This window comes from Actinacidiphila acididurans, assembly GCF_016918855.1.
Lineage (GTDB): Bacteria > Actinomycetota > Actinomycetes > Streptomycetales > Streptomycetaceae > Actinacidiphila > Actinacidiphila acididurans.
The window spans coordinates 1-26,688 of record NZ_JADKYB010000033.1; the positions used below are offsets into that span (position 1 = coordinate 1).

General features: G+C 70.7%; 16 protein-coding genes. 9 read left to right on the forward strand and 7 right to left on the reverse strand.

What is annotated here, in order from left to right; genetic code table 11:
• Positions 1–1,029: cytochrome P450 (locus ITX44_RS37730; protein WP_205363957.1), on the reverse strand; the 1,029-nt coding region annotated here is incomplete at its 3' end.
• A gap of 210 nt (positions 1,030–1,239) precedes the next feature.
• Here ITX44_RS37730 and clpB point away from each other — a divergent pair.
• Positions 1,240–3,876: an ATP-dependent chaperone ClpB gene (gene clpB, locus ITX44_RS37735; protein ID WP_205363960.1), complete on the forward strand. Its 2,637-nt coding sequence runs from the start codon at positions 1,240–1,242 to the stop codon at positions 3,874–3,876.
• 125 nt (positions 3,877–4,001) lie between these two features.
• Positions 4,002–4,535: a type III secretion system chaperone family protein gene (locus ITX44_RS37740; RefSeq protein WP_307795668.1), complete on the forward strand. Its 534-nt coding sequence runs from the start codon at positions 4,002–4,004 to the stop codon at positions 4,533–4,535.
• 33 nt (positions 4,536–4,568) lie between these two features.
• Here the strand turns inward: ITX44_RS37740 and ITX44_RS37745 are convergent, their stop codons facing one another.
• Positions 4,569–5,771 carry a glycosyltransferase family 39 protein gene (locus tag ITX44_RS37745; RefSeq protein ID WP_236062382.1) on the reverse strand — a complete coding sequence of 401 codons (1,203 nt, stop codon included), beginning with the start codon at positions 5,769–5,771 and terminating at the stop codon, positions 4,569–4,571.
• Positions 5,772–6,524: 753 nt separating this feature from the next.
• Between ITX44_RS37745 and ITX44_RS41910 the strand changes: the two genes are divergently transcribed.
• Together ITX44_RS41910 and ITX44_RS37755 are read left to right on the forward strand one after the other, a co-directional pair.
• Complete coding sequence (locus ITX44_RS41910) at positions 6,525–7,211, forward strand: GNAT family N-acetyltransferase (protein WP_307795669.1); 687 nt, start codon at positions 6,525–6,527, stop codon at positions 7,209–7,211.
• A 177-nt stretch (positions 7,212–7,388) separates the two neighbouring features.
• Positions 7,389–9,446 (forward strand): cell wall-binding repeat-containing protein, encoded by a 2,058-nt coding sequence (locus ITX44_RS37755; RefSeq protein ID WP_205363968.1) that lies wholly within the window; start codon positions 7,389–7,391, stop codon positions 9,444–9,446.
• A gap of 88 nt (positions 9,447–9,534) precedes the next feature.
• Here ITX44_RS37755 and ITX44_RS37760 read toward each other — a convergent pair whose 3' ends face one another.
• On the reverse strand, positions 9,535–11,307 hold the full coding sequence (locus ITX44_RS37760) for a hypothetical protein (RefSeq protein WP_205363970.1): 1,773 nt from the start codon (positions 11,305–11,307) through the stop codon (positions 9,535–9,537).
• A 201-nt stretch (positions 11,308–11,508) separates the two neighbouring features.
• On the opposite strand from ITX44_RS37760, the gene argG reads away from it, so the two are divergent.
• Positions 11,509–12,966 carry an argininosuccinate synthase gene (gene argG, locus ITX44_RS37765; RefSeq protein ID WP_205363972.1) on the forward strand — a complete coding sequence of 486 codons (1,458 nt, stop codon included), beginning with the start codon at positions 11,509–11,511 and terminating at the stop codon, positions 12,964–12,966.
• A gap of 366 nt (positions 12,967–13,332) precedes the next feature.
• On the opposite strand, the gene ITX44_RS37770 is transcribed toward argG, so the two are convergent.
• On the reverse strand, positions 13,333–16,074 hold the full coding sequence (locus ITX44_RS37770) for a KGGVGR-motif variant AAA ATPase (RefSeq protein ID WP_307795670.1): 2,742 nt from the start codon (positions 16,072–16,074) through the stop codon (positions 13,333–13,335).
• 742 nt (positions 16,075–16,816) lie between these two features.
• On the reverse strand, positions 16,817–17,986 hold the full coding sequence (locus ITX44_RS37775) for a pyridoxal phosphate-dependent aminotransferase (protein WP_205363974.1): 1,170 nt from the start codon (positions 17,984–17,986) through the stop codon (positions 16,817–16,819).
• 410 nt (positions 17,987–18,396) lie between these two features.
• On the opposite strand from ITX44_RS37775, the gene ITX44_RS37780 reads away from it, so the two are divergent.
• Complete coding sequence (locus tag ITX44_RS37780; RefSeq protein ID WP_205363976.1) at positions 18,397–18,921, forward strand: DUF2617 family protein; 525 nt, start codon at positions 18,397–18,399, stop codon at positions 18,919–18,921.
• 136 nt (positions 18,922–19,057) lie between these two features.
• Complete coding sequence (locus tag ITX44_RS37785; protein ID WP_236062383.1) at positions 19,058–20,866, forward strand: spermine/spermidine synthase domain-containing protein; 1,809 nt, start codon at positions 19,058–19,060, stop codon at positions 20,864–20,866.
• Between the two features lie 161 nt (positions 20,867–21,027).
• Here ITX44_RS37785 and ITX44_RS37790 read toward each other — a convergent pair whose 3' ends face one another.
• Complete coding sequence (locus ITX44_RS37790) at positions 21,028–23,112, reverse strand: glycosyl hydrolase family 28-related protein (protein WP_205363977.1); 2,085 nt, start codon at positions 23,110–23,112, stop codon at positions 21,028–21,030.
• Positions 23,113–23,485: 373 nt separating this feature from the next.
• Between ITX44_RS37790 and lpdA the strand changes: the two genes are divergently transcribed.
• Together lpdA and ITX44_RS37800 are read left to right on the forward strand one after the other, a co-directional pair.
• On the forward strand, positions 23,486–24,889 hold the full coding sequence (gene lpdA / locus ITX44_RS37795; protein ID WP_205363978.1) for a dihydrolipoyl dehydrogenase: 1,404 nt from the start codon (positions 23,486–23,488) through the stop codon (positions 24,887–24,889).
• Between the two features lie 79 nt (positions 24,890–24,968).
• A complete protein-coding gene (locus ITX44_RS37800; RefSeq protein WP_205363979.1) occupies positions 24,969–25,577 on the forward strand; it encodes a hypothetical protein in 609 nt (202 codons plus the stop codon).
• 134 nt (positions 25,578–25,711) lie between these two features.
• Here ITX44_RS37800 and ITX44_RS37805 read toward each other — a convergent pair whose 3' ends face one another.
• Positions 25,712–26,602, reverse strand: coding sequence for a D-alanyl-D-alanine carboxypeptidase family protein (locus ITX44_RS37805; protein WP_205363980.1), 891 nt, complete (start codon positions 26,600–26,602; stop codon positions 25,712–25,714).
• Between the last annotated feature and the right edge of the window lie 86 nt (positions 26,603–26,688).

Sequence of the window (26,688 nt, forward strand, 5' to 3'; positions counted from 1 at the left end):
GGGCGCCGGGGTGAGGTCGAAGCGGTCGGCGCTCGGGCCGTACTCGCGCCGGTCGCGGCCGGCGGCGGCGTATCCGGCCAGCACCGGGGTGCCCTTGGCGATGGTGACGCCGCCGACCGTCACGTCGGTGATCGGGTAGCGGAAGGGGAAGTTCGCCACCGGGCTGTCCCAGCGCAGCGTCTCCTCGACCACGGCGTCCCAGGAGATCTCGCCGGCCAGCACCCGGGCGAGCTGGCCGGGGTGGGCGGCCAGCGCCCGTACCGCGTTGGTGATCAGGTTGAGCGTGGTCTCGTGCCCGGCGACGATCATCAGCAGCAGGGTGCCGGTGAGTTCCTCGTCGTTCAGCCGCTCGGCGCCGTCGCCCAGGTCCTCGTCGCGGGCGGCGATGAGCGCGCTGGTCAGGTCGTCGCCCGGGGCGGCCCGGCGGTCGCGCACCACCTGGGCCAGGATCTCGTGGATCGCGGCCTGCGCCGCCATGGCGTCGGCCGCGGCGCTGGAGGTGCTGACCATCCGATGGGTGAGGCCGTGCAGCCGGTCGCGGTGGCCGGGGTCCACGCCGAGCAGTTCGCTGATCACGCCCATCGGCAGCGGGTACGCGTAGTGCATGCGCAGGTCCACCACGCCGTCCGGGCCGGCGTGTCCCGGCAGGGCGGCCAGCAGATCAGCGGTCAGCCGCTCGATCCAGGGCCGCATGGCGGCCACCCGGCGCGGGGTGAACGCCTTGGTGGCCAGCCCCCGCAGCCGCCGGTGGTCGTCACCGTCGGCCGTGGTCATGCCGTTGACCAGGGCGAACGCATTGAGCTGCCACTGCTCGGGAATGCTGCCCTCGTGCAGGGCGGCGAAGTGCCGGGCGTTCTTGGCGATCTGCGGGTCGGCGAGGAACTCGCGCAGCTCGTGGTGGCGGGTGACGATCATGCCGGGGACACCGCCCGGGAGCACCACCGGGCAGGCGGGCGCCGCCTCGCGCAGGGCCGCCGCCTCCTCGTGCACGGCCGAACCGGTGGGGTCCATGGTGTGCGGGCTGGTCATCCGGTGTCCCCAACTCCATTCACGATCAGGCGCGTTGGGCCCCGTATTCTCCCACCGCCACCACGACATCTTCAAGATTCGTACAAAATTCCGCCACATTCGGCGCGGGACGCGCCCCGATCGGCCCCCGCATCGGCCTTGAGTGGAATAGACTCAACTTGCTTCATGTTGCTGTAGGCAGGTTTAGGAGACGAGGAGGACCGGACGCCCGTGGACGCCGAGCTGACCAACAAGAGCCGGGAAGCGCTGAACAATGCCAACACCCGGGCCGTCGCCGAGGGCAACCCCGACCTGACGCCCGCGCATCTGCTGCTCGCCCTGTTGAGCGGCACGGAGAACGAGAACATCCTCGACCTGCTGTCCTCGGTCGGGGCCGACCCAGCGGAGGTGCGGGCCGGCGCCGAGAAGCTGGTCGCCGGCCTGCCGCAGGTGCAGGGCTCCACCGTGGCACCCCCGCAGGCCAACCGCGACCTGCTCGCCGTGATCGCGGACGCCTCGCGGCGCGCCAAGGACCTCGGGGACGCGTACCTTTCCACCGAGCACCTGCTCATCGGGATCGCCGTCAAGGGCGGCCCGGCCGGCGAACTGCTCGCGGAGCGGGGTGCCAAGGCCAAGACACTGCTGGCGGCCTTCGAGAAGGCCCGGGGAGGACAGCGCGTGACCAGCCAGGACCCGGAAGGCACGTACAAGGCGCTGGAGAAGTACGGCACCGACTTCACCGCCGCGGCCCGCGAGGGCAAGCTCGACCCGGTGATCGGCCGGGACCAGGAGATCCGCCGGGTGGTGCAGGTGCTGTCCCGGCGCACCAAGAACAACCCGGTGCTGATCGGCGAGCCCGGCGTCGGCAAGACCGCCGTCGTGGAGGGGCTGGCCCAGCGCATCGTCAAGGGCGACGTGCCCGAGAGCCTGCGCGACAAGCGGCTGGTGGCCCTGGACCTGGGCGCGATGGTGGCCGGCGCGAAATACCGCGGCGAGTTCGAGGAGCGGCTGAAGGCCGTGCTCGCCGAGATCAAGGACAGCGACGGGCAGATCATCACCTTCATCGACGAGTTGCACACGGTGGTCGGCGCGGGCGCCGGCGGCGACTCGGCGATGGACGCGGGCAACATGCTCAAGCCCATGCTGGCCCGCGGCGAGCTGCGCATGGTCGGCGCCACCACGCTGGATGAGTACCGCGAGCGGATCGAGAAGGACCCGGCCCTGGAGCGGCGCTTCCAGCAGGTGCTGGTCGCCGAGCCGTCGGTCGAGGACACCGTGGCGATCCTGCGCGGCCTCAAGGGCCGGTACGAGGCCCACCACAAGGTGCAGATCGCGGACTCCGCGCTGGTGGCCGCGGCCACCCTGTCCGACCGCTACATCACCTCCCGCTTCCTGCCGGACAAGGCCATCGACCTGGTGGACGAGGCCGCCTCCCGGCTGCGCATGGAGATCGACTCCTCCCCGGTGGAGATCGACGAGCTCCAGCGCTCGGTGGACCGGCTGCGGATGGAGGAGCTGGCGCTGCGCAACGAGACGGACCCCGCCTCCGTGCAGCGGCTGGAGAAGCTGCGCAAGGACCTCGCCGACCGCGAGGAGGAGCTGCGCGGCCTGACCGCCCGCTGGGAGAAGGAGAAGCAGGGCCTGAACCGGGTCGGTGAGCTCAAGGAGCACCTGGACGACATCGACACCCGGATCGAGCGCGCCCAGCGCGACGGCGACTTCGAGTCCGCCTCCAAGCTGCTGTACGGGGAGAAGCCGCGGCTGGAGGCCGAGCTGGAGGAGGCCACCCGCGAGGAGCAGGAGGCCGCCACCGAGACCATGGTCAAGGAGGAGGTCGGGCCGGACGACGTGGCCGACGTGGTCGCCGCCTGGACCGGCATCCCGGCCGGCCGGCTGCTGGAGGGCGAGACCCAGAAGCTGCTGCGCATGGAGGAGGAGCTGGGCAAGCGGCTGATCGGGCAGACCGAGGCGGTGCGCTCGGTGGCCGACGCGGTGCGCCGCTCCCGCTCCGGCGTCGCCGACCCGGACCGCCCCACCGGCTCGTTCCTCTTCCTCGGCCCGACCGGCGTCGGCAAGACCGAGCTGGCCAAGGCGCTCGCCGACTTCCTCTTCGACGACGAGCGGGCGATGGTCCGTATCGACATGAGCGAGTACGGCGAGAAGCACTCGGTCGCGCGGCTGGTCGGTGCCCCGCCCGGATACGTCGGGTACGAGGAGGGCGGCCAGCTCACCGAGGCGGTGCGGCGGCGCCCGTACAGCGTGGTGCTGCTGGACGAGGTGGAGAAGGCCCACCCGGAGGTCTTCGACGTCCTGCTCCAGGTGCTCGACGACGGCCGGCTGACCGACGGCCAGGGCCGGACCGTCGACTTCCGCAACGCCATCCTGATCCTCACCTCCAACCTGGGCAGCACCTTCCTGATCGACATCACGCTCAGCGACGAGCAGAAGAAGGAGAGCGTGCTGGAGACGGTGCGCGCCTCCTTCAAGCCGGAGTTCCTGAACCGGCTGGACGACATCGTGGTCTTCTCCGCCCTCACCCAGGACGAGCTGCGCCGGATCGCCAAGCTCCAGACCGACCGGCTGGGCCGCCGGCTGCGCGACCGCCGGCTGACCCTCCAGGTCACCGATGCCGCCCTGGACTGGCTGGCCCGCGAGGGCAACGACCCGGCCTACGGCGCCCGCCCCCTGCGGCGCCTGGTCCAGACCTCGATCGGCGACCAGCTCGCCCGCGAGATCCTGGCCGGCGAGATCCTCGACGGCCAGACCGTCCGCGTCGACCGCGCCCCCGGCGGCCTGATCGTCGGCCCGGTCCCCTCCCCCGACTCCCCGGACGAGGACACTCCGGAGGGGCTGAACCTGACGAAGTGACGAGGCCCGCGCAGTGGCCGGCCACCACGGCCGGCCACTACGCGCCGCGCGTAATCGGGTGGGTTGTGGACGGCGGCGGGATATGGGGGAGGATGGCTGGGAGACGTTACGAAGGGACCTATACGGTGAGCATCGACCCGTCCTCGATTCCCAATTTCGGGGGCCAGCCGGACCCCGAGCCGACCGGACCCGCCGGCAGCGTGGTCATCCCGGACCAGGACCTGGTCAAGCAGCTCCTCGACCAGATGGAGCTGAAGTACCTGGTGGACGACGAGGGAGACCTCGCGGCGCCCTGGGAGGAGTTCCGCACCTACTTCATGTTCCGCGGTGAGGGCGAGCAGGCCGTCTTCGCGGTGCGCACGTTCTACGACCGCGCGTACACGGTCGACGACAAGCCGCAGCTGCACGAGGTCATCGACGACTGGAACCGCCGCACCCTGTGGCCGAAGGTCTACACGCACACCCACGACGACGGCTCGGTCCGCCTCATCGGCGAGGCCCAGCTCCTCATCGGCCTGGGCGTGGGCCTGGAGCACTTCGTGTCCAGCACGGTCAGCTGGGTGCGCGCCTCGATCGAGTTCGACAAGTGGGTCGTCGAGACGCTCGGCCTGGAGAAGGACGTCGAGAGCCCGGACGACGGCGAGGGCCCGGGCAACTGAGGCCCTGGTCGGCAGTTTGTCGACCCAGGCCCGTCACAGCGGCTGGTTGACGATCGCCAGCACGTAGGTGCCATAACCGAGCGAGATCCCGGCCAGCGTCACCACCGCCAGCGCGGTGGTGCGCGGCCGGGCCCTGGCCAGTGCGCCCGCGCACGGTGCCAGCAGCGGGAAGGCCGGCAGCAGGAAGCGCGGCTTGCACGAGAAGAAGTTGGCGCCGCCCAGCGCGATCACCACCAGCACCGCGCTGTAGACCAGCAGCGGCAGCGGCATCCGGTCCATCAGCGCCATCGCCAGCAGCAGCACCGCGCCCGCGCACAGCGCCGTGGCCATGTACGCCGACAGGTTGTCGGGGGACAGCACCAGGTGCTTCACGTAGTGCAGCGCGTAGTGGCCGAAGTCGAAGTCCGAGCCCCAGCGGCTCTGCACGTCGAAGTAGCCGCGCAGCGGCTCCCCGGTCTGGAAGCCGACCCACAGCACGTATCCGCACCAGCCCAGCGGGGCGATGGCCGCGGCGGCCCAGGCGGCGGCCTGCTGCGGCCGTCCGGTACGGCGGCGGTGCCAGGCGTCGGCCAGCACCGCGGCGACCACGGCCGCGCACACCGCCACCCCGTTCGGCCGGCTCAGCCCGGCGAGCGCGCCGAGCAGGCCCGCGGCCAGCCACCGGCGGGTCATCGTGGCGTACAGCGCCCAGGCCGCGAACGCGGTCATCATCGGCTCGGTGTACGCCATCGACAGCACGATCGCGTGCGGCAGCAGCGCCCACAGCACCACCACCGCGGTCGCGGTCCGGCGGCCGTACGCGCGCTCGGTCACCGCGAACACGCCCCAGGCGGCCAGCAGCGCGCACACCCATGACAGCAGCAGCGCGCAGGTCACCGAGCCGATCGGCAGGACGGCGGCCAGGACCCGTACGGCCATCGGGTACAGCGGGAAGAAGGCCAGGTCGTCGTAGCGCAGGCCGGGCGCCTCCCAGGACGGGATGAACGTGCCGTAGCCCCATTCGGCGATCCGGTGGTACCAGAGGGCGTCCCACTCCAGGCCGAGGATGTCGCGCGGGTGGGTGTGCCTTCGGTGCGCCCACAGCGTCAGGACGGCGATCCCCGCCAGCCGCGCCGCCGCGAACGCCAGCACCGCCGGCCGGGCCCGCCGCCACGCCCCGGCCCAGTCGGCCGTCCCGACGCGCGGCGGGGTGGCGGCCGGGGGCGGGGAGGAGGGGACGGGGTCGGCGGTGAACAAATGCGGCTCCCTGCGGGGCTCACCGTGGTTGCGGGCTCGCCCTCGCCCGGACGGCGCGGGCCGGTTCGGGGCTTGAGCCACCGGCCGGGCTCGCTGCCAGGCCCCGGCCCGGTCGGCCGTCCCGGAGGTCGGCATCCGGCGGTCGGTGGTCCATGGTCGGGCGGTCGGCGGTCGGCGGTCGGCGGTCGGCGGTCGGCGGTCGGGTCGGGGTTGGGGCGGTCGGCGCGGCTCGGGGCGGGGGCGCCCTTGGTTACGGTGCGCTGGTCGGACAAAGGGATCATCGGTGATGCGGTGCGCATAACGGGCGCTGACACGCCAGTGGGTCCGGCACATTCGGCAGGGCTGCCCATCGGGCGCGGCCGGTGCCTTCCTAGGCTGGACGGCATGTCGTCAGTACGGGGTGTTCCACAGGGCCGGTCGCAGGGTCGGTCGGAAGGTTGGCCGCAGGCGCAGTCGGAAGCGCGGTCACATGGCCGGCCGGGTGAGCGGGATGAGCCGAAGGGGCCCGGGGTGGCGAGTGGTGGGACCGTACCGCCAAGGGCGCGGTCACAGGGCCAGTGGGATGAGCCGGAGGCCTCGGTTCCGGTGTCGGGCGGCGAGCACGTACCGCCAGAGGCACCGGAACCGGGCCGGTCGGGTGAGCGGGATCAGGCGGAGAGGCCGGTCCCGGCATCGGGCGGCGGGCCCGTACTGCCAGGGGTGCGGGCGGAAAGCCGGCCCGGTGAGCGGGATCAGGCGGAGGCGTCGGGGGCGGTGAGCGACGGCCCCGTACCGCACGAGCCGGGGCGGCCGTCCGCGCAGGCCGGGGCGACCGGCGGCGTATCGCGGCGTGCGGGTGGTGGGCCCACGGCAAGTGGCTCGCTCGCGCAGTACTTCGGGGGGTTGCGGCCGGTGCGGCTGGTCGCGGGGGATCTGGTGCTGCGGCCGTTCGACGAGGGGGACGAGGCCGCGGTGGGCGAGGCGATGACGGACCCGGAGGTGTTGCGGTGGGCCGCGGGGCGGGTCGTGCTGGCGGCCGTGCCCGGGCAGCGGGGCGCCACCTGGCTGGGGCCCCGGCTGACCGGCTGGTCCAGCGGCACCGCCGCCTTCGCCGTGACCGATGCCGCGGACGGCACCCTGCTGGGTTACGTCGGTCTGCGTGACGTCCACCGCACGCCCGACCAGGCCGTGGCCGCCTACTGGGTGACGCCCGCGGCCCGCGGCCGGGCGGTCGCGGCCCGGGCGCTGCGGGCCGCCGCCGACTGGGGCTTCAGCGCCCTGCGGCTGCACCGGATCAGCCTCGACCACGCCCTGGTCAACCCCGCCTCGTGCCGTACCGCCGAGAAGGCCGGCTTCCGCGTCGAGGGCACCATGCGGGAGTCGTTCATCGCCCACGACGGCCGCCGCCACGACTCCCACCTGCACGCCCGCCTCGCGACCGACCCCGTACCGGAGCCGTAACCGGCGCGGGACCCGGCGCCGCACCCGGCTCCCTACCGGCACCGGCCCCGAGCCCCCGCGGTGCCGTACCACCCCCCGAATAACGGAATGTTCACCGCATGTTCTCCGCCCGGACGTGGCCCGGGGTTACGGTGCCGCCCGCCGCACTGCGGCGACAACTTCAGTGGGGGGATTCACTTGGCATCACGTTCGCGCCGCGGTGTCGCGGCGCTCACCTCGGCTGTCTCGCTGGCCGCCGGCATCGTGGCGGCCACCGCGACCGGTGCGCAGGCGGCGGGCACGGCCGACCCGGCGGCCGGCCAGATCGCGCTCAACGTCGGCACCTCCGTCCAGCTCGTCAACCCCGACGGCAGCGGTGCGCGGACCGTCGCGGGCATCACCGACGCCGGCCACCTCGCCCCGAACTGGGCGCCCGACGGCAGCCGGCTCCTGGCCGGCGACGGCGGATGGTCGCTCGCCACCGCCAAGGTCAGCGGCAACGCCTCGCGCGTCACCCTGCCGGCGCCCGACACGGACGTGTCGGGCACGGGCTACCACAACGCGGTGTTCTGGCTGGACGGCACGTACGTCGTGTCCGGCACCGGCGAGGAGCTGATGTACGGCCCGTCGGACGGCTCGTACGGCTCGCAGCCGCTGCTGCCGGTGAGCCAGCGGCCCTCCTCGGCCTGCGACGACGAGCCGACGGCCGCCCCGAACGGGATCATCGCCTTCACCCGGGCCGACCCGTGCGGGACGTCCGCCGGGCCGGGCGTGTGGGAGTACGACCCGAAGACGAGTACGGCCAAGCGGATCGTCGTCAGCGGCGAGCACCCCGCGTTCGCCGCCGACGGCAGCGCGCTCGCCTACACCAGCTCGGTGGACGGCCGGCAGCAGATCTTCACGGCGGCGCCCGACGGCACCGGCGCCAAGCAGGTGACCACCGACGCGGCCGACCACCAGGACCTGTCCTGGGACCCGGCCGGCGGGCGGATCGCGTACGACTCGGTCGACCCGGCCACCGGCGCGGTGACCGCGAAGATCGTGAGCCTCGCCGACGGGACCCAGACCACGCTGTCCACCACGGGCAGCAAGCCGGCCTGGCAGCCGCTGCGGCACAACATCCTGGACCGGGTGTACGGCACCGGGTCCATCGGCATCGACGGCGCCGCGTCGCGCTGGACGTTCGACACGCTGGGTGCCACGCACGTCCCGGGGCTGCTGCCGGCCAAGTCGGCGGTGCTGGTCAGCAAGTCGTTCTCGACGTACGCGGCCCCGGCCGTGTCGCTGGCGGCCGAGAAGCAGGGGCCGGTGGTGCTGACCTCGACCGGCGGGCTGGACTCCTCCGCGGTCACCGAGCTCAAGCGGTCGCTGCCCAAGGGCAGCACGGTGTACCTGGTGGGCAACACCAAGGTGCTCAGCAGCAAGGTGGCGAGCCAGGTGCAGGCGCTCGGCTACACCGCGCTGCGGATGGACGGCGCCGACCTCGGCACCGTCGGGGCCCGGATCGCGCGGCAGATCACCCAGAAGCCGAGCTGGATCTTCGTGGCCGACCTCAATGACTACCACGACCCGGTGGCGGCGGCCTCGGCCGCGGGCGCGCTCGGTTACCGCGGCACCGGCGTGGTGCTGCTCTCCCGGGGCACCACGCTCCCCTCGGCCACGCAGGCGTACCTGAACGCGCTGAACCCGGCCACCACGAACCTGGTGTCGGTGGGCACCAACGCCCGTAAGGCGCTGGAGAACACCCCTCTGAAGAACTCCTGGAACTTCTGGGACGTCAGCGGCAGCACCACCGAGGTCACCGCGGTGAACCTGGCCCGCTTCTGGTGGGCGTCGCCCAACAACGCGGTCGTCGAGGACACCTGGAACTGGCAGTACGCGATCACCGGCCAGGCCGTCACCGCGACGTACGGGCCGATGCTGTGGTCCACCGTCATCGACCTGTCCCCCCAGTCGGCGGCCTACCTGACCAGCGAGTCGGCCAGCATCCAGTACGTGCAGACCTTCGGCGGGAACGACGCGTACACGCCCGCGAACCGTACGTCGATCGGCACGGCGATCGCCGCGAGCAGCTCGTGGACGACCACGGTCTGGATCGCGGGCGGCACCCCGCCAGCCTCCGCCACCGCCTTGGCACCCGCCACGACCTTCGCCTCCCCCCGCTCCTCGGGCCCGACCGCGGCCCCCTCGGGCCCGCGCCCGGCAGCCCCGCACGTCGCCCCCGCGCCGCGCGGGAGTGCGCACTTCACCCGCTGAGTCCCCTGATCGCCGGGCTTGACCCGTGACACCGCGGCCCCCGCTTCTCCGGAAGCGGGGGCCGCGGTGGTACGTGCACAGCGAGGCTTCAGCTGATCGAGGCGATCTGGGTCCAGCCGCCGGTGGACAGGCGGGTGGGGTGGCCGGGGGTGCCGTCGAAGGCAGTGGCGGGGGTGGCGAGCTGGTCGACGAGGGCGCCGGAGGCGGTGGTGGCGATCAGGTCGGGGAGGCCGTCGCCGCTGATGTCGCCGACGCTGATGATCAGCGGGTAGCCGGCGGCCGGGTAGCCGGCGCCGATCGGGGTGGCGGCGGAGAGGGTGAGCCTGCCCGTGGTGGCGTCCAGGGCGGCGGTGTACGAGGAGAGGGCGCCCGTGGTGTCGTCGCGGGCCCACAGCGCGGCGGTGCCGGGCGTCGTGGACGTGTTGCCCGGGGCGATGAGGGTCTCGTCGTCCCAGGTGCCGGTCCCGATCAGCTGGGCCCGGCCGAACCCGGCGGCATTGGTGCCGGGGAAGAACCAGAGCTGGTTGCCGGCCTCTTCGGTGATCAGGTCGGGAATGCCGTCGTTGTTCATGTCACCGGGCGCGACGCTCTGGCGGACCGACGCCCAGGTGCCGGTGTAGTGGGAGCAGTCGGAGAGGGCCGTGTCGCACGCGGGGCGGGAGACGAATACGCGGCTGTCCGACGAGTAGTACTGGTTCCCGTGGTCGGCCATCAGTGGGCCGTCGTTGTTGTGATACAGGTACATCAGGTGATTGGTGCCCAGCGCCCAGAGGTCGTCGACGCGGCCGCCGGTCACGGACCGTACGGGGGAGGAGCGGTGGGCGGTGAGGGCTCCGGTCCAGGTTCCGTCCGTGTTCGGGCCGTTGTTGCTGTTCGAGGCGATGGCGCCGCGCGGGCCGGCCACGTCGGTGAGGTAGTACCGCAGGCCGGGGTTGCCGGTGTACGAGCCCGCGGCGGGGACGGCGGCGACGTCGGGGAGCGCGTCGCCGTCGATGTCACCCGGGGCGACCTGCGTCGCGGGGGCGTCCGAGACGTTGAACCGGTAGCACATGGTGGCCTGGTTGCCGGCCCTGTCGTTGGCTGTGGCCTCGATGATGTACGTGCCCGGTCCCCTCAACGGGTCGTGCAGGACGGCCGCCCCGTTGGCGTCGGGGACGACGGGGGCGCTGCCGAGGGACGAGCCGAAGTGGTCGAGGCCGCTGACGGTGTCGGTCGCCCGGAGGGTGAGGTCCAGGGCGGTCCGGTTCGACGCGAGAGTGCCGCCGTCGATGCACGTGCCGGAGCCTGTGCTCCTGGAGCCGTTGATGGTGAGGTCGGGCGTCGTCGCGTCGTACGTGAAGTGGCAGGAGACGCTCACGGCCGACTGGGCGGTGCCGTCGGTGGCGCGGAGCCGGAAGCCGTACGAGTGCCCGCTCACGAGGAGGCTGGTGGGCACCGCCTTGGAGGCGATCGACCCGGAGGTCTGCCAGTGTGTGTCGGCGTCGCTGTCGAGCGTCCCGGCGGTGGGGTCGGCGGGCTGGCCCATGACGATGAGGTGGCGCGGGCCGTCCCACATTTCGAACTGCGCTGAGATGGGCCGGCCGGCGTCCGGATCGGTGATCCTCCCCTGGAGGACCACCTCCCCGCCGCTCCCGCCGGCGGCGATCCAGCCCCAGTCGCCGGTTCCGTTGCAGCCGTAGTTGGGCTGGCCGGTGGCGTCCTGCGGCGCCGGCGTCGTGGATACGTCGGTGGGTACGGCGGGTGCGGTTTCGGCGTGTGCGGGAACCGCGGCCAGAAGGGCGGAAGCGATGATTGCGCTCGCCGCGAGAAGACCGGCCAGCCCGCGTCTGTGACGGGTGCGTGGCGAATCGATGAGAGCCATGGGTCGTATTCCGTCCCTGTCGCGTCCGTGAATGACAGCCTCACGGACGCTAGTTGGCCGCATTGACCAGGGACAACCAAATTCTTGGTGCGGCGCCGCGGGCGCGGAGGGGGTCGACGCAGCCGTCGGGAGGCGGAGGGTCTCGAGCACGGCGGACTGGATGGGTTTGCATGATCATGCACAATTATGCATACTCTACCCATGTCCAAGGTCCTCACCTCCCTTCCGGCCGGCGAGCGGGTCGGCATCGCCTTCTCGGGCGGCCTCGACACGTCCGTGGCCGTCGCATGGATGCGCGACAAGGGCGCCGTTCCGTGCACGTACACGGCCGACATCGGCCAGTACGACGAGCCCGACATCGCCTCGGTGCCCGGCCGTGCCAAGACCTACGGCGCCGAGATCGCGCGCCTGGTCGACTGCCGGGCGGCGCTGGTCGAGGAGGGTCTGGCCGCGCTCACCTGCGGGGCGTTCCACATCCGCACGGGCGGCCGCGCCTACTTCAACACCACGCCGCTCGGCCGCGCGGTCACCGGCACGCTCCTGGTCCGGGCGATGCTCGAGGACGGCGTGCAGATCTGGGGCGACGGCTCCACCTTCAAGGGCAACGACATCGAGCGGTTCTACCGCTACGGCCTGCTCGCCAACCCGCACCTGCGGATCTACAAGCCGTGGCTGGACGCGGACTTCGTGACCGAACTCGGCGGCCGCAAGGAGATGTCCGAGTGGCTGGTCGCGCACGGCCTGCCGTACCGCGACAGCACGGAGAAGGCGTACTCCACCGACGCCAACATCTGGGGCGCCACGCACGAGGCCAAGACCCTGGAGCACCTGGACAACGGCATCGAGACCGTCGAGCCGATCATGGGCGTACGGTTCTGGGACCCGTCGGTGGAGATCGCCGCCGAGGACGTGACGATCGGCTTCGACCAGGGCCGCCCGGTGACGGTCAACGGCAAGGAGTTCGCCTCCGCCGTGGATCTGGTGATGGAGGCGAACGCGATCGGCGGCCGCCACGGCCTGGGCATGTCCGACCAGATCGAGAACCGGATCATCGAGGCCAAGAGCCGCGGCATCTACGAGGCCCCCGGCATGGCGCTGCTGCACGCGGCGTACGAGCGGCTGGTCAACGCGATCCACAACGAGGACACCCTCACCCAGTACCACAACGAGGGGCGGCGCCTGGGCCGGCTGATGTACGAGGGCCGCTGGCTGGACCCGCAGGCGCTGATGATCCGCGAGTCGCTCCAGCGGTGGGTCGGCGCGGCCGTCACCGGGGAGGTGACCCTGCGGCTGCGGCGCGGCGAGGACTACTCGATCCTCGACACCAGCGGCCCGGCGTTCAGCTACCACCCGGACAAGCTCTCCATGGAGCGCACCGAGGACGCGGCCTTCGGCCCGGTGGACCGCATCGGCCAGCTCACCATGCGCAACCTCGACATCGCCGACTCCCGCGCCAAGCTCGAGCAGTACGTCCAGCTCGGCCTGATCGGCACCGGCACCCCCGCCATCGGCGCCGCCCAGGCCGCCGCGACCGGCCTCATCGGCACCATGCCCCGCATGCCCGAAGGCGGCGCCGAAGCGATCGCCGCCCGCGGCGAGACCGTCTCCGACGACGACGAACTCCTGGACCGCGCCGCAATGGAGGCGGGTACGGACTGACCCGCACTATGGGCGCGCCCTCCGAACGGGCCGCGCCGTGAAAGGCCCCCGGGCACCCTCCCGACGTCGGTCGGCGGGGTGCCCGAGCCGTGCGAAGGCCTCTCGCAGAACCTCGGCCTTCTTGTAGAGGGTGAAGCAGACCTGGGTGCGCCAGCGGCGGAGAGTGCGGCAGAAGGTTAGGGCGTCGTTTTCGCCGAGGGCGGCGCGATGTCGCTGGTGATGAAGCAGGTGCCGCACTAAGGAGACGTAGGCGGTGCGGCGTTCACACCCATCCTTCCGGACTTCAAATTAAAAGGCGTGTCAGGATGGTGTGCGAGTGTGGTCGCGTGGAGAGATTCTCGTAATCCGTTGGCGGCAGTGGCAGGTCTACCGTCGCCACAGCACCTTCGCCCTGCGCTCGCTGCCGTACCCTAGGCCATGTCGGTAGATTTCAGCTACCCAGTAGCGACCGTCGTTGCCTCGAGCGAAAACCCCGGAGTCCACGAGGAAGTCTGCGTCCTGTACTGAGACGCCTACCTCCTCCAAGTCGAAGGGTACTGTGACTGGCTGACGAACCTGCTGTAGCCGGCTCAACAATTCGCCGACTTCCTGGTTCTCCTGCTGGATCGAATCGATTTTGTTTGTACTGCACGCGAGTAGTGCCTTGCGCATTGCCCCTGGTGCGAGTACGCGGTCTTCCCATGCGGTCTGAGGAATTGACAATTGTGCCGCCTCGGCCAGAAACACGACAACGTCCCTGGCCTGCACCTGATCATTGAAGTCCCCGAGGGCAGCGGGCACCCAGAGGTGTGAACGCGCCTCTTTGGACTTCTCTGTTCCCATCTTCCAACCCCATACCGGGATGAGGGTATCCACCAATTCGTCGTAGGACAGTTCGGTGATCTCGGACTTGGCTACGGGTGTGGGCAGTGCGTTGGCGTGAGCAGTCACCCACAGTGCAAGCCGCAGTGCCTCTTCCTTGTCCCAGCGCAGTGCATAGGGATCGTATCGGGCAAGGAGTTGTCCGCTGTTTTGGCGGACCGCCCGTGTCACCAGATCCTGACGGACGAAGACCACCAATCCAAGAGGACGCCCCCGCAGCGAACGCAGCCAGGCGAGAACGTCGATCAGCAGCACGCGCAGTGCGGTGCGCTTGGACTCGTTATCGAGTGACTGCAATAGGTCCTCGAGTCCGTCGATGACAAACACCGCCCGTGCTCGCCTGCCGAGTTCAGTGAGAGCGGCTTCCGCGCCGCCACTATCCGTCAGCCGCACACCTGCCGCGATAGCCAGACACTCGAGCCACAAGTGCCGCCACCGGATCTCGTCCTGCTCGTTGATTGTCGCAAGCCCTGCCTTCAACCGGTCCTTGATTTCCTGAGACGTGGCAGCTTCCCCCGGCCCTCCGCTGTGTCCTGCCACGAACGCATTCCGCAGGTCCTGCGTCGTCAGGTTGTCATACTCCAGGCTGTCCGATTCAAGTACCGGAACTACAGGTACGGCCAGTTGAACGTCCTCGATGCCGGACTGCTCGGCGAACTTGTCCCAGGACTGAGCTGCGCATGCCTTCGCGTACATGAAGGTCTTGCCCGCGCCCTTGGCGCCCACCACGAGGGCCAAGGGTGGCTCTGTGCGGTGATCGCCCAGCAGCCTACGCAGCGAATCGGTCACCAGGAAGCCGCTGGCCGACGACATACCCTCTCGTTCGGCGTAAATGAATCGACGAGCGGTCTCCGCCAGTCGGCTGCGTAGCGTGGCGTGATCGACGGCCTCCAACTCTTCTATTTCGGGAGCGGTTGGTGAGACCGGCGTAGGCACGATCGGCTCGAGAATATCGGCTACTTTGCAGCTCGCCAGCACTCGCATGACAGCGTCCCAGGACGAAGGGAGTGCCAGCAGCTCCTCTCGAAATGGGCTGAGCAGCGGCTGGGAAAGGAGGGCAGTGTCTACCTCACTGCCGTCGTGAGTTTCAGTATCTGGCTCATTGTCCGGCCATCTGAGCGATTCGAACAGCGCACTGCCCAGCTCGTTACGCGCTCGTTCCGCCTGGTCCTCATGTACATCTTGTCGATATTGAGTGATGATCACAGAACTCGCCGGGTCGACACCCTGCAGCGTTGGTGCTCGGTGCCCCAGCTGTCTTAGCAGCCTCTCGGTTCCGGCGAGTGACTGGTGGCTCAAAGTGGTGACGAAAACGCGCTGAACACGGGGGTCGAGCAGCACTGGTGCGGACAACTCGGTAGCTCCTGCTCGCAAGTCCACGACGACGGTGTCTGCGCCAACACGGGCAGCGAGCGCCGCGAGCGCTTCAGTGACGAAGTACGGGGAACGGCCCGGCGTCAGTAGATCCGCCGGGTCGATCCGGGGCGGACCGAGCAGCGGCCTTCGACTGGTCGGGACCACGGTTACACGTCCCCCACTGGTGTACCGGCCGACCTGCTGGTTTGGCAGATATGCGGCGGCGATGTCCACGGCCGCCGACCAGTTGCCGTCCTCGGTTCCCTGCAACAAAGCAAGCAGGTCCTCGTAGCAGAAGTCGAGTTGTCCACCTTGGGCTCTATGCATCCACGTGATTCCGGGAGCCTCAAGATCGGCGTCGATCAGTAGGACGCTGCCACCGCGCCGGGCCACGGCGTCAGCCATGGCGAGGGCGTGGACGGTGCGCCCGACTCCGCCCTTGAACGAGTGGAACGCCACCAGTTGCACTTCGCCGGCGAAGAACTCGTCGACGGGCCTTTGCAGTGAGTGGGCCAACTGCCGGGTGATGTGCTTCTCGCGTAGCAGCGGGACACGGCGCGGCTGGTGGGAGTTCTCTGGCTCGGGGCTGAGCATGACGGGCAAGCCGACAAACTCGCTCGTCCGTGGATCGTCGAGCCCTAGCACCAGAGTGCCGTCGCGCCACTCGGTCGAACCCGCCCCAAAAGCTTCGTCCAGCCATTGCTTCACTTCTTCGGCATCCGTGCCGGGGGCAATGACAAGTTCGAGGCAGTCCCACCAGCCATCCGCCGCTTGCAGCCAACGCGGCCACCGGCCCGCTGCCGCCAGGAGAGCCAGGTGCTCTTCCACGTCCACCCAAGTGAATAGGTGTTCGGGAGGAGCCAGTCCTTCTACCTCGGTTAGTTCGGCCACGACCTCGTACTCCTACCCCTAGTCTTGCTCGCACCATCTGATCAGAGAGCGAAGGGCTTTCTGGGCGTCCTCCTCGTCCGTAGAATCAAGCTTTGCACCATAGCGCCATGCTTGATGGAGATCGGCCAGCGCGATGGCGCCACGCGTGGGCGGGTGCATTCTGCAACTCTGAAGTCGGTCGAGCTGTGCCCCCATGGCCCTAGGCAGCCGCAGTTCCTTGGCCAGTTTGCGAAGGTCGTGGGTGGGCTCCAACCCCGTGGAGTCGCGCTGCCCTCGCCGGACGAGCAGTCGCTCCTTGAGCCCGCACTCGGCGGCATAGAATAAGAGAAGACAGACAGTGGCTACGTCTCCGAGCGTACCGTTCGAATCTATTGACTCCGCGGAGTCGCGCAGTTGATCTCGTCTCTTCTGGAGCGCCCTGACCCCCACCTGAAGCACCATGGAGCCATCCTGTCACCAAAGTGCCCAGCGTTCTCCCCGATGCAAAGGGCGGCGGTTGGGTACTCCGTGGCTGTACAGTCGGGCGCCAACATGTGGAGGATGAAGCGTTGGCTGCCTGGCCACGGGAACCGCAACGCCTCAGGCGGCCGATCAGCTACTTGTACCGCCGCCGGCCGCGTTTTGTTTCATCGGCACCTCGCGACAACGTACTCCTCTGCTCTCTGCGAGCGCTGCAAGAGCGGCGGGCTTGCAGCCCTCTGTGCGGATACGTCCGAAGCTGTTGTTCTGTGCCCCTTCCCGCTCAGCCGTTGAATGCCTTCCGCAGGCGGTCGGCTGCCTCGGTGAGGATGCGTTGTTGTTTGCAGAAGGTGAAGCGGACCTGCGTGCGGCCGGCGGTGGGGTGGTCGTAGAAGACGGAGTTGGGGACGGCGACGACGCCGCAGCGGTTGGGGAGGGTGCGGCAGAAGGTGAGGGCGTCGGAGTCGGTGAGGGGGGCGATGTCGGTGGTGATGAAGTAGGTGCCCTGGGGGGTGTGGACGGTGAAGCCGGCGTCGTGGAGGCCGGTGGCGAGGAGGTCGCGCTTGGTGAGCAGGTCGTCGCGGAAGGCGGTGTAGTAGGTGTCGGGGAGGGTGAGGGCTTCGGCGACGGCGTACTGGAAGGGGCCGGAGGAGACGTAGGTCAGGAATTGCTTGGCGGTGCGGACGGCGGCGACCAGGGGAGCGGAGGCCGTGACCCAGCCGACCTTCCAGCCGGTGAAGGAAAAGGTCTTGCCGGCGGAGGAGATGGAGACCGTGCGGTCGCGCATGCCGGGCAGTGAGATCAGGGGGATGTGCTCGCCGTCGAAGACCAGGTGTTCGTAGACCTCGTCGGTGACCACCAGGAGGTCGTGCTCGACGGCCAGGGCCGCGATCGCCCTGGCCTCCTCGCGGGTGAGGACCATGCCGGTGGGGTTGTGGGGGGAGTTGAGCAGGAGCACCCGGGTGCGGCGGGTGATCAGGGCGCGCAGGGCGTCCAGGTCCGGGCGGAAGTCGGGGGCGCGCAGGGTGAGCGGGACCCGGGTCGCGCCGGCCATCGCGATGCACGCGGCATATGAGTCGTAGAACGGCTCGAAGGCGATCACCTCGTCGCCGGGTTCGAGCAGGGCGAGCATGGCCGCGGCGATCGCCTCGGTGGCGCCCGCGGTGACCAGCACCTCGGTGTCGGGGTCGAACGCGAGCCCGTAGAAGCGCTTTTGGTGGTCGGCGATCGCGGTGCGCAGTTCGGGGACGCCGGGGCCGGGCGGGTACTGGTTGCCGCGCCCGTCGCGCAACGCCCGTACCGCCGCCTCCCGTACCGCCTCGGGGCCGTCGGTGTCCGGGAAGCCCTGGCCGAGGTTGATCGACCCGGTGGCGGCGGCCAGCGCCGACATCTCCGCGAAGATCGTCGTGCCCAGGCCCTGCAGCCTGCGGTTCAGCAGTGGCCGGTCGTCCATGGCGGCTCCTCGTCTCGGCGTCCGGCTGCCATCCTCGCCGCGGGCTCGGTGCCCCGACAACCCGGCCGCGCGGCGTGCCGGACAGTCCGGCAGGCGGATGTGATCACTTGGTGGGGTCCGGGTGGGCCGGAGTGATCACGGGACGGTCAAATATGAACACCTGAACTCTTAAGCGCTCCAAGGGATGGAAACTGGGCACAGATGGGTAAAAACGCTGAGGAGGGCTCGCCTTTCGTGATTCCGTAGCTAGCGGATCCCGGCGCAGATCCCTGGACCCCACGTGGACACGAGCCGGCGCACCTCCTCAGGGGCAGGCCTCTTCGGGGCGGTGCGGGTCCCCCCTCCATCGCGTGCTCGACCCCCGTGTGCCCGAACGTCACTGCTTCACTTCGTGCTTGCGGAGCCCATCCATGCTCACCACCCTTCAGACCGCCTACACCGACACCCGCGCGGGTGACCTCGCCTGGGCACTGGGCAGAGCCGCGCTTCCCGCGCTCGCCGTGCGCGGACTGGAGGTGGGCGACGGCGGGGGCTTGAGCGCACACGTCGAATTACGCCTGCTCGGCGCCTCCCACCAGGTGCTGGTGTCGGCCGCGCCCGGCGAATGCTCGGAGACGGTGGCCTGCATGCCCGGCAGCCAGGCGCCCCTGCCCTTCGGGGTGGCCCGCCGGGTCGGCGCCTGGGAGTACGAGTTCGGGGCCCGCATCGAGACCCTGCCGCGCGGCACCTTCGAGGGCCGCGCCCAGGAGTTGCTCGCACTGGTGGCCGACCACCCGCTCGGCCTGGCCGGCACCTTCCCCGGCGACCCGAACGCCTTCACCGCGATGCTCGTCCAGTGCGGCCAGGGCAGCGTCCGCTGGCGCACCTGGCACTCGTACCCGCAAGAAGGGCGCCTGGTGACGACCCGCACCAAGGTGACGGTGCCGCCGGCGTGACCCGGCGTGACCCGGCGGGCGGGGGGCGCGTTTTCCGGGCCGGCTCGGCGAACGCGCTCCACAGCGCCGGTTTGACGCCTCGATGCCACCCCTGTGGGTGACCGATGAGGGCGCGAACCTGACATAGCGTGCATTCATGATCGACCAGCGTGGCCGTACGACCCAGGGGCCCACGGGCGCCGCCGAGCCGGAACGGGAGAAGTTCCCGGACTGCTCCGAGGCGCCGACGAGATCCCGGGCGCCGGCCGCCGCACCCGGTACGTCCGGGGTGCCCGGTGGGGCGTGCACGGCCGCCGAGCCGGGCGGACCCGCCCCCGACCGGCCCGCCCCCGACCGGCCCGCCCCCGACCGGCCCGCCCCCGACCGCTCCGACCGTCCCGATCGCCCGCGCGGCGTCGCGCTGCCCGTGCCCGCCGCCGCGGCCCGCGCCCTTGTGCTCGGCGCCGTCTTCGTGTGCGCCGCCTGCGGCCTGGTGTACGAACTGGAACTCGTCGCCCTTGCGACGTCGTTGACCGGGGACTCGGTCACCCAGGCGTCGCTCGTGCTGTCGGTCATGGTGTTCGCCATGGGGTGCGGCTCGCTGCTGGCGAAGAGACTGCGGGCCCGCGCCGCGATCGCGTTCGCCGCCGTCGAGGCCGTACTGGCGCTGGTCGGCGGGCTGTCGGCCATGGCGATGTACGCCTGCTTCGCCTGGTACGGGCAGACCAGACCGGCGGTGATCGGGTGCGCCTACGCGATCGGGCTGCTGACCGGAGCCGAAGTGCCGCTGCTGATGACGCTGGTGCAGCGCATCCGCCGCCAGGACGCGGGCGGCGCGGTCGCCGACCTGTTCGCCGCCGACTACGTGGGGGCGCTGGCCGGCGGCCTGGCCTTCCCGTTCCTTCTCCTGCCGCACTTCGGGCAGTTGAGCGGCGCCCTTGTGACGGGTGCGGTCAACGCGGTGGCGGGCAGCGCCATTGTGCTGTGGTTGTTCCGGGACGACCTGTCGTCAGCCGCGCGCTTCCGCCTGCTGCTGGTCAACCTCTTGGTGCTGGCACTGCTGGGCACCGCGGCCGCCACCGCACAGCCCTTCGAACGCGCGGCCAGGCACGCGGTCTACGGCGGCCTGGTCCGGGTGGTCCGGCAGAGCCCGGTCCAGGAGATCGTGCTCACCGGCTCCGCCGACGACCCCGAGGGCCTGCGGCTGTTCCTCGACGGCCGGCTGCGGGTCTGCGGGACGGCCGCCGACCCCTACCACCACGCCCTGGCCGACCCCGCCCTGACCCCGGCGCCCAGCCGCGGCCCGCAACCCGGCGACGCGCACCGTACGAGCGCGCCGGCGCGTACGGACGGCTTCGGCAGCGTCCTGGTGCTGGGCGGCGGCGACGGCCTCACCGCGCACCGGGTGCTCGCCCACCCCGGGGTGCGGGACGTCACGGTGGTCGACTCGGACCCGGAGTTGATACGGCTGGGGCGCACCGATCCGGCGCTTTCCGCGCTCAATGGGCGCGTGTTCGCCGATCCCCGGGTGCGTATGGTCAGCGCCGACCCGTTCGGCTGGCTGCGCGACCGCGGGCCGGGGAAGCCCCGGTACGACGTGATCGTCGCGGATCTGCCCGGGCCCGGGCCGACCGCGTCGGCGAAGCTGTACTCGGAGGAGTTCTTCGGCCTGGCCGCCCGCGCGCTGGCGCCGGGCGGGCGGGTGGCGGTGCCCGCGGGACGGTCCCCGCACACCCTGTGGACGCTGCGCGCCACCCTTGCCGCGGCCGGCCTGCACGCGGTCCCGTACGCGACCCCGGCGCCCCCGCAGGGCTGCCCGCTCCGGCCGCCCGCCGGCACCCCCGAGCCGTGGAACTTCCTGCTGGCCGCCCGGCCCGGCACCCGGCTGCCGCGGCTCCCGGCCACCCCGCTGCCCCGCCCGGAACGCGGCGCGGCGCCGTCCACCCTGCTGCACCCGCGGCTGTGAGCGGACGGAGCGCATAAGAGGCGTACGGAGCCGAGCGTCCGAGGCGCGGTACGGAACGACGGAACCGCCCCTTCCGGCGCGGGCCGGAAAGGGCGGTTCCGTCATGGGGGTTCAGGCCCGGGCCGCGGGGGACCCGCGACGGCCGGTCACCAGGCAGCCGGTCACCAGGCCGTCGGGGCCGGCGGCGGGACGACCGCCGGGCGGTCGTCGCAGGTGATGGTGTTGGGCAGCTCCCAGGGCGCCATCCAGGGGCCGGTGGTGCCGCCGCCGTCGTTGGAGCCGAGGTCGGTGACGGTGAACTCCGAGCCGGCCGGAGTGAAGTTGAACGAGCCGCAGTTGTTGATGCCCACGGCGCCGACATTGCGGGCGTCGACATTGGAGAAGGTGGCGCTGCCCGCGCTGCGGGCGCTGACCACGGACGTGCCGGTGCCGTCCACATGGATGTCGGAGAAGTGCACGCCCGAGATGTGGTAGAGGTCCTTCACCGGGAAGTCGCTGACCAGCATGATCGCGTTGTAGGTGTTGTCGAGGAAGTTGTCCCCGCTCACCTGGATGTCGGCGTCGATGTTGCGCTCCAGGGCGTAGAACCAGATCGCGCCCAGGCCGATGTTCCAGTTGAGCTCATAGGTGCCGGCCCGCACCGTGGTGTTGCCGGTGATCCACAGGTGGCCGGTGAAGGGCTCGGCGCCGAAGCGGGAGCCGACCTGGAGGGCGCTGCCCTCGCGGATGGGGTCGGCGATCAGGTTGGCGGACACCGTGTTGTCGGTGCCGCCGTAGACCGCGATGCCGTTGGCGAGCACGGGCGTCTGCACGGTGTTGTGGTCGAAGACGTCCCGGGCGTCCTCGGTCTTCTCCGACCACATCGCCAGGCCGTCGTCACCGGTGTTGCGGACGAAGTTGTCCGAGACCACCGAGTCGGTCACGCCGGTGTGGAAGTTGATGCCGTCCGCGATCTGGTCGACGATCGTGTTGCCGGTGATCCGCAGGTTGTGCATGGGGCCGTCGAACCACATGCCGACCTTGGTGTGCTGGATGTACAGGCCCTCGATCGTGGAGTCGCTGAGCGCGCCGCCGATGCCGTTGACCTGGTCGGTGTCGATGCGCTCGCGCACGTCGCCCTCGATGGCGAAACCGGACAGGTGGACGTCGGTGCTGCCGCCCGCCGAGGCGTCCTTGCCGTAGAAGCCGACACCACTGTGCACCGAACCGTCCGGAGCAGGCGTGGCGAGGTCGACCTGGTGGCCCTTGATGACGGTGTACCAGTTGCCCGCGCCCTCGATCGTCACCCGGTCCACGATGATGTGCCGGTTCACCTGGTACGTGCCCGGCGGGATGTAGACCTTGAGGTGGGCCCGCTTGGCGAAGGCGATGGCCCGGTCGATGGCGTCGGCGGAGTCGTGGCGGCCGGTCGGGTCGGCGCCGAAGGCGAGCACGTTCGCCGCGACCGGGTCCGCCTTCGGGGCGCCGACGAGCTGGGAGTCCAGCAGGTCGATCGTGGTGGGCACGCTGCCGCCGGCCGGCACGGCCAGGCGCACCTTGTCGCCGGCCCGGTAGGTGCGGCCCAGCAGCAGGCGCTGCTCGTCGTAGAAGTGGTTGGGCCGGAACGGCTTGTCGACGACGGGCGCCGGGGTGGTGGCGTTCGGCACGCAGCCGCACTCGGTCATCCACCAGTCGGGGTGGAGGATGTCGGCGCCCGGGTCGTTGGTGAACGGGTACTCGTTGTAGAGCCAGGCGTACTGCGAGGTGAGCGTCATGGTGTGGCGGTTGCCGCCGTTCACCGTGACCGACAGGGGGGCGGTCAGGCCGCCGCCGGCCGGGGCGTCCGGGATGCTGTAGCGGACGGTGATCGCGTTGGCCGCGCTGGGCAGGGTGAACTCCACGTACTGCCCGGCGCCGAGGGTGACGGCTTCACGGCCGGAGGCCTCGGCGGGGAGGGTGTACGCGGACCGGCCCGGGCCGATGACCGTGCCGTTGGTGACCGCGTTCTCCGCCTCCTGCTCGGTGAAGTCCACGGCCGCGCCGCGGCCGGCCACGAGGGAGGGGTCCAGGGCGGCGCGGGTGACCACCGGTCCGGCCCCGCCGCCGGTTCCCGCGCTGCCGCCGGGGCGCGGTCCGGCCAGCGCCGTGCCGCCGTTGATCAGGCCGAGGCCGGCCGCCGCCGCGGTGGCCGTGACCACCGCCACCAGGGCTCTTCGCCGCGGTCCTGCCGGGCGCCGCCGCCCGTCGCCGCTGCTGCTCCGTGACATCGCACGCTCGTTTCTGTCGGTTCCCACGCCATCGAGGTGAGGTGACAGTAGGGGGCGCACTTCCGTTTTCACAAGGTTCGTGCAGGTTGATTTCGGCTACGTGCAGGCCACGTACGGGTCTCTGTTGGCTTTTTGCGCAATCGGGGGGTGATCAGGGGGTGCCGGAAGCTTGCCGGAGGGTTGCCGGACGCCCCGCGGGATCCGGCCGGGGGTCCGCGGCGCGTCAACCGGGCCCTGACCGCGGGGCATTAGGCTGGGCGCGTGTCCGACCCGCTCAGCCGCCCGGACCGGGTTATCCACAGGGTGCCCGACGCACGCACCGTGCGGAGGCGCATGATCGGTGCATCGGCGCTTTCACCGGAAAGGAACCCTCATGGACGAGCGCTTCGACGTGGTGGTACTCGGAGCGGGCCCCGGCGGCTACACGGCCGCCGTCCGCGCCGCCCAGTTGGGCAAGCGGGTGGCGGTGGTCGAGCAGAAGTACTGGGGCGGCGTCTGCCTGAACGTGGGCTGCATCCCCACCAAGGCCCTGCTGCGCAACGCGGAGCTGGCCCACATCGTCACCCGGGAGGCCAAGACCTTCGGCATCAGCTCGGAGAGCCCCATCACCTTCGACTACGGGGAGGCGTTCCGGCGCAGCCGCCGGGTCGCGGACGGCCGGGTCAAGGGCGTCCACTACCTGATGAAGAAGAACGCGATCACCGAGATCGACGGCCGCGGCACCTTCCTGGACCCGCACACCCTCCAGGTCGCCCAGGCCGACGGCAGCACCCGGACCATCGGCTTCGACCACTGCATCATCGCCACCGGCGCCAGCACCCGGCTGCTGCCCGGCACCTCGCTGAGCCGGCGGGTGGTGACGTACGAGGAGCTGATCCTCAGCGAGCAGCTCCCGCAGTCCATCGTGATCGCGGGCGCCGGCGCGATCGGCATGGAGTTCGCGTACGTGCTGCACAACTACGGGGTGAAGGTCACCATCGTGGAGTTCCTGGACCGGCTCGCCCCGCTGGAGGACGCCGAGGTCTCCACCGAGATGGCCCGGCAGTACCGCAAGCTGGGCATCGACGCGCTCACCTCCACCCGGGTGGAAGCCATCGACGACTCCGGCGACCGGGTCAAGGTCACCGTCACCACCAAGGACGGCACCCAGCAGGTGCTGGAGTCCGACATGGTGCTCCAGGCGATCGGCTTCGCGCCGAACGTGACGGGATACGGCCTGGAGGCGGCGGGCGTCAAGCTCACCGAGCGCGGCGCCATCGACGTGGACGGCCGCTGCCGCACCTCGCAGTCGCACATCTACGCGATCGGCGACGTGACCGCCAAGCTGATGCTGGCGCACGCCGCCGAGTCCATGGGCATCCTCGCCGCCGAGACCATCGCGGACGCGGAGACCATGGAGCTGGACTACGTGATGATCCCGCGGGCCACCTACTGCCAGCCGCAGATCGCCAGCTTCGGCTGGACCGAGGCCCAAGCCCGCGAGCGCGGCTTCGACGTCAAGGTCGTCAAGTTCCCGTTCACCGCCAACGGCAAGGCGCACGGCCTCGGCGACCCGACCGGCTTCGTCAAGCTGATCAGCGACAACACCCACGGCGAGATCATCGGCGCCCACCTGGTCGGCCCGGACGTCACCGAACTGCTGCCCGAGCTCACCCTGGCCCAGCAGTGGGACCTGACCGTGCACGAGGTGGCCCGCAACGTGCACGCCCACCCGACGCTGGGCGAAGCGGTGAAGGAGGCGGTGCACGGCCTGTCCGGTCACATGATCAACTTCTGACGGCCGGCCGGTGCGGGTTCCGGGCCGAGCGGCCCGGGGTCCCGCACCGGGGAGCACCGGGGTGGCAGGATGCGCGGTGATGCATGTGTGGAAGGACCTGGACACCACGGTGGCCGGCCGGCTGGCCGCGGCCTCGGACGGCGAGCGGGCGGTGTTCTGCGCCGCGGCGGCGCAGCGCCTGATGCTGGCCCACGAGGCGCTGCCCGCCGACGAGCGCCGCCCCTTCACGCTGGGCCTGCGCCCGCTGCTGGAGGCGGTGTGGGACGGGGCACTCGGCGACGCCGCCGCGTTCGACAGCATCAAGCGCGGCCTGGGCACCTACTACCTGGGCCCGTACTGCCACAACGAGGGCCCGGACGGGCCGGACGACGCCGACGAGCACGCCGCCGCCGCGGTGCTGCACGCGGCCGAGGCGTACATGCACGGCTGCCACGACTTCGCCCTCTTCGTCAGCGGCCACGCGATCGAGGCGGCCACCGAACTGCCGCCGCAGGACGAGGACTTCGCCGACGACCCCGAAGAGGCCCGCGCCGAGGAGCTGCGCCGCCAGCTGCGCGACCTCGACCTGATCGCCACCGAGGCGCCCACTTTGCGCCGGGCCCGGTTCGGCCTGACCCCCGCCACCACCACCCGCCTCGCCGGGGTGCTGCGCGAACCGCTATCCCGGATCGACGACCTGTCGCAATAGGCGCGGCGCGGGCCCAGCGCCCACGACCGACCGGCCCCCGGATTCACGACCGGCCCGCCCCCGTAGACGCGTCCGGCCGGCCCGCGGGTGCGGGCCGGCCGGACCGGCGTTCAGGGACTCGGTGCCTCGGGCGCTCAGCGCTTGAAGGCGTAGTCCATCAGCTTCTTCGCGTCGGTCGCGCGGTTGGTGATGGACGAGGAGGCCAGGACCGTGCCGATGACCGTACGGCTGCCGCGGGTGGCGGCGAAGACCAGGCAGTAGCCGGCCTGCGGACCCGAACCGGTCTTCACGCCGATGGTGCCGGCGTAGGTGCCGAGCAGCGTGTTGGTGTTGGTCCAGGTGTAGTAGCGGTAGCCGTTGGTCTTCGTGGTGACCTTCTGCTTGGTGGACTTGGTGCGCACCACCGCGCGGAAGGTACCGGACTTCATGGCGGTGCTGGCCAGCTTGGTCAGGTCACGGGGCGTGGAGTAGTTGTTCCCGTTCCCTATCCCGTCGAAGGAGTCGAAGTGGGTGTTCTTCAGCCCCAGCGACTTGGCGGTGGCGTTCATCTGGCCGATGAACTGCTTGACCCGGGCCGCGCGGGTGGTGCCCACGCCGTACTTGTCGGCGAGCGCGTAGGCCGCGTCGCAGCCGGACGGCAGCATCAGGCCGTACATCAGCTGCCGGACGGTCAGCTTGTCGCCGACGATCAGGTGGGCGGAGGAGGCGTTGTGCGCCACGATGTAGTCGCTGTACGCCTTCTGGACCGTGACCTTGGAATCCAGGTTGAGGTTGCGCTGCCGCAGCACCACCTCGAGGGTCATGATCTTGGTGGTGGAGCCGGTGGAACGGCGGGTGTCGGCGGCCTTGGTGTAGTACGTCGTCCCCGTCGCGTTGTTCATGACGTAGCCGCCCTTGGCGTAGATCGCGGGCGGTGCGGGAGTGGCGGCCTGGGCGGGTACGGCGAGCGCGCCCGCGGTCAGTACGGCGCCGGCGGTCACCAGGACCGCAGAGGCGCGACGAATGGCCGTGATGCCGGTCTTCAAGATAAATGCTCCAAATGCCCCTGATGTGCCGCCGCATGGAGTTGCGGTGCGGCTCGATCAAAAGACGCACGAGACGGGCCAAAGGA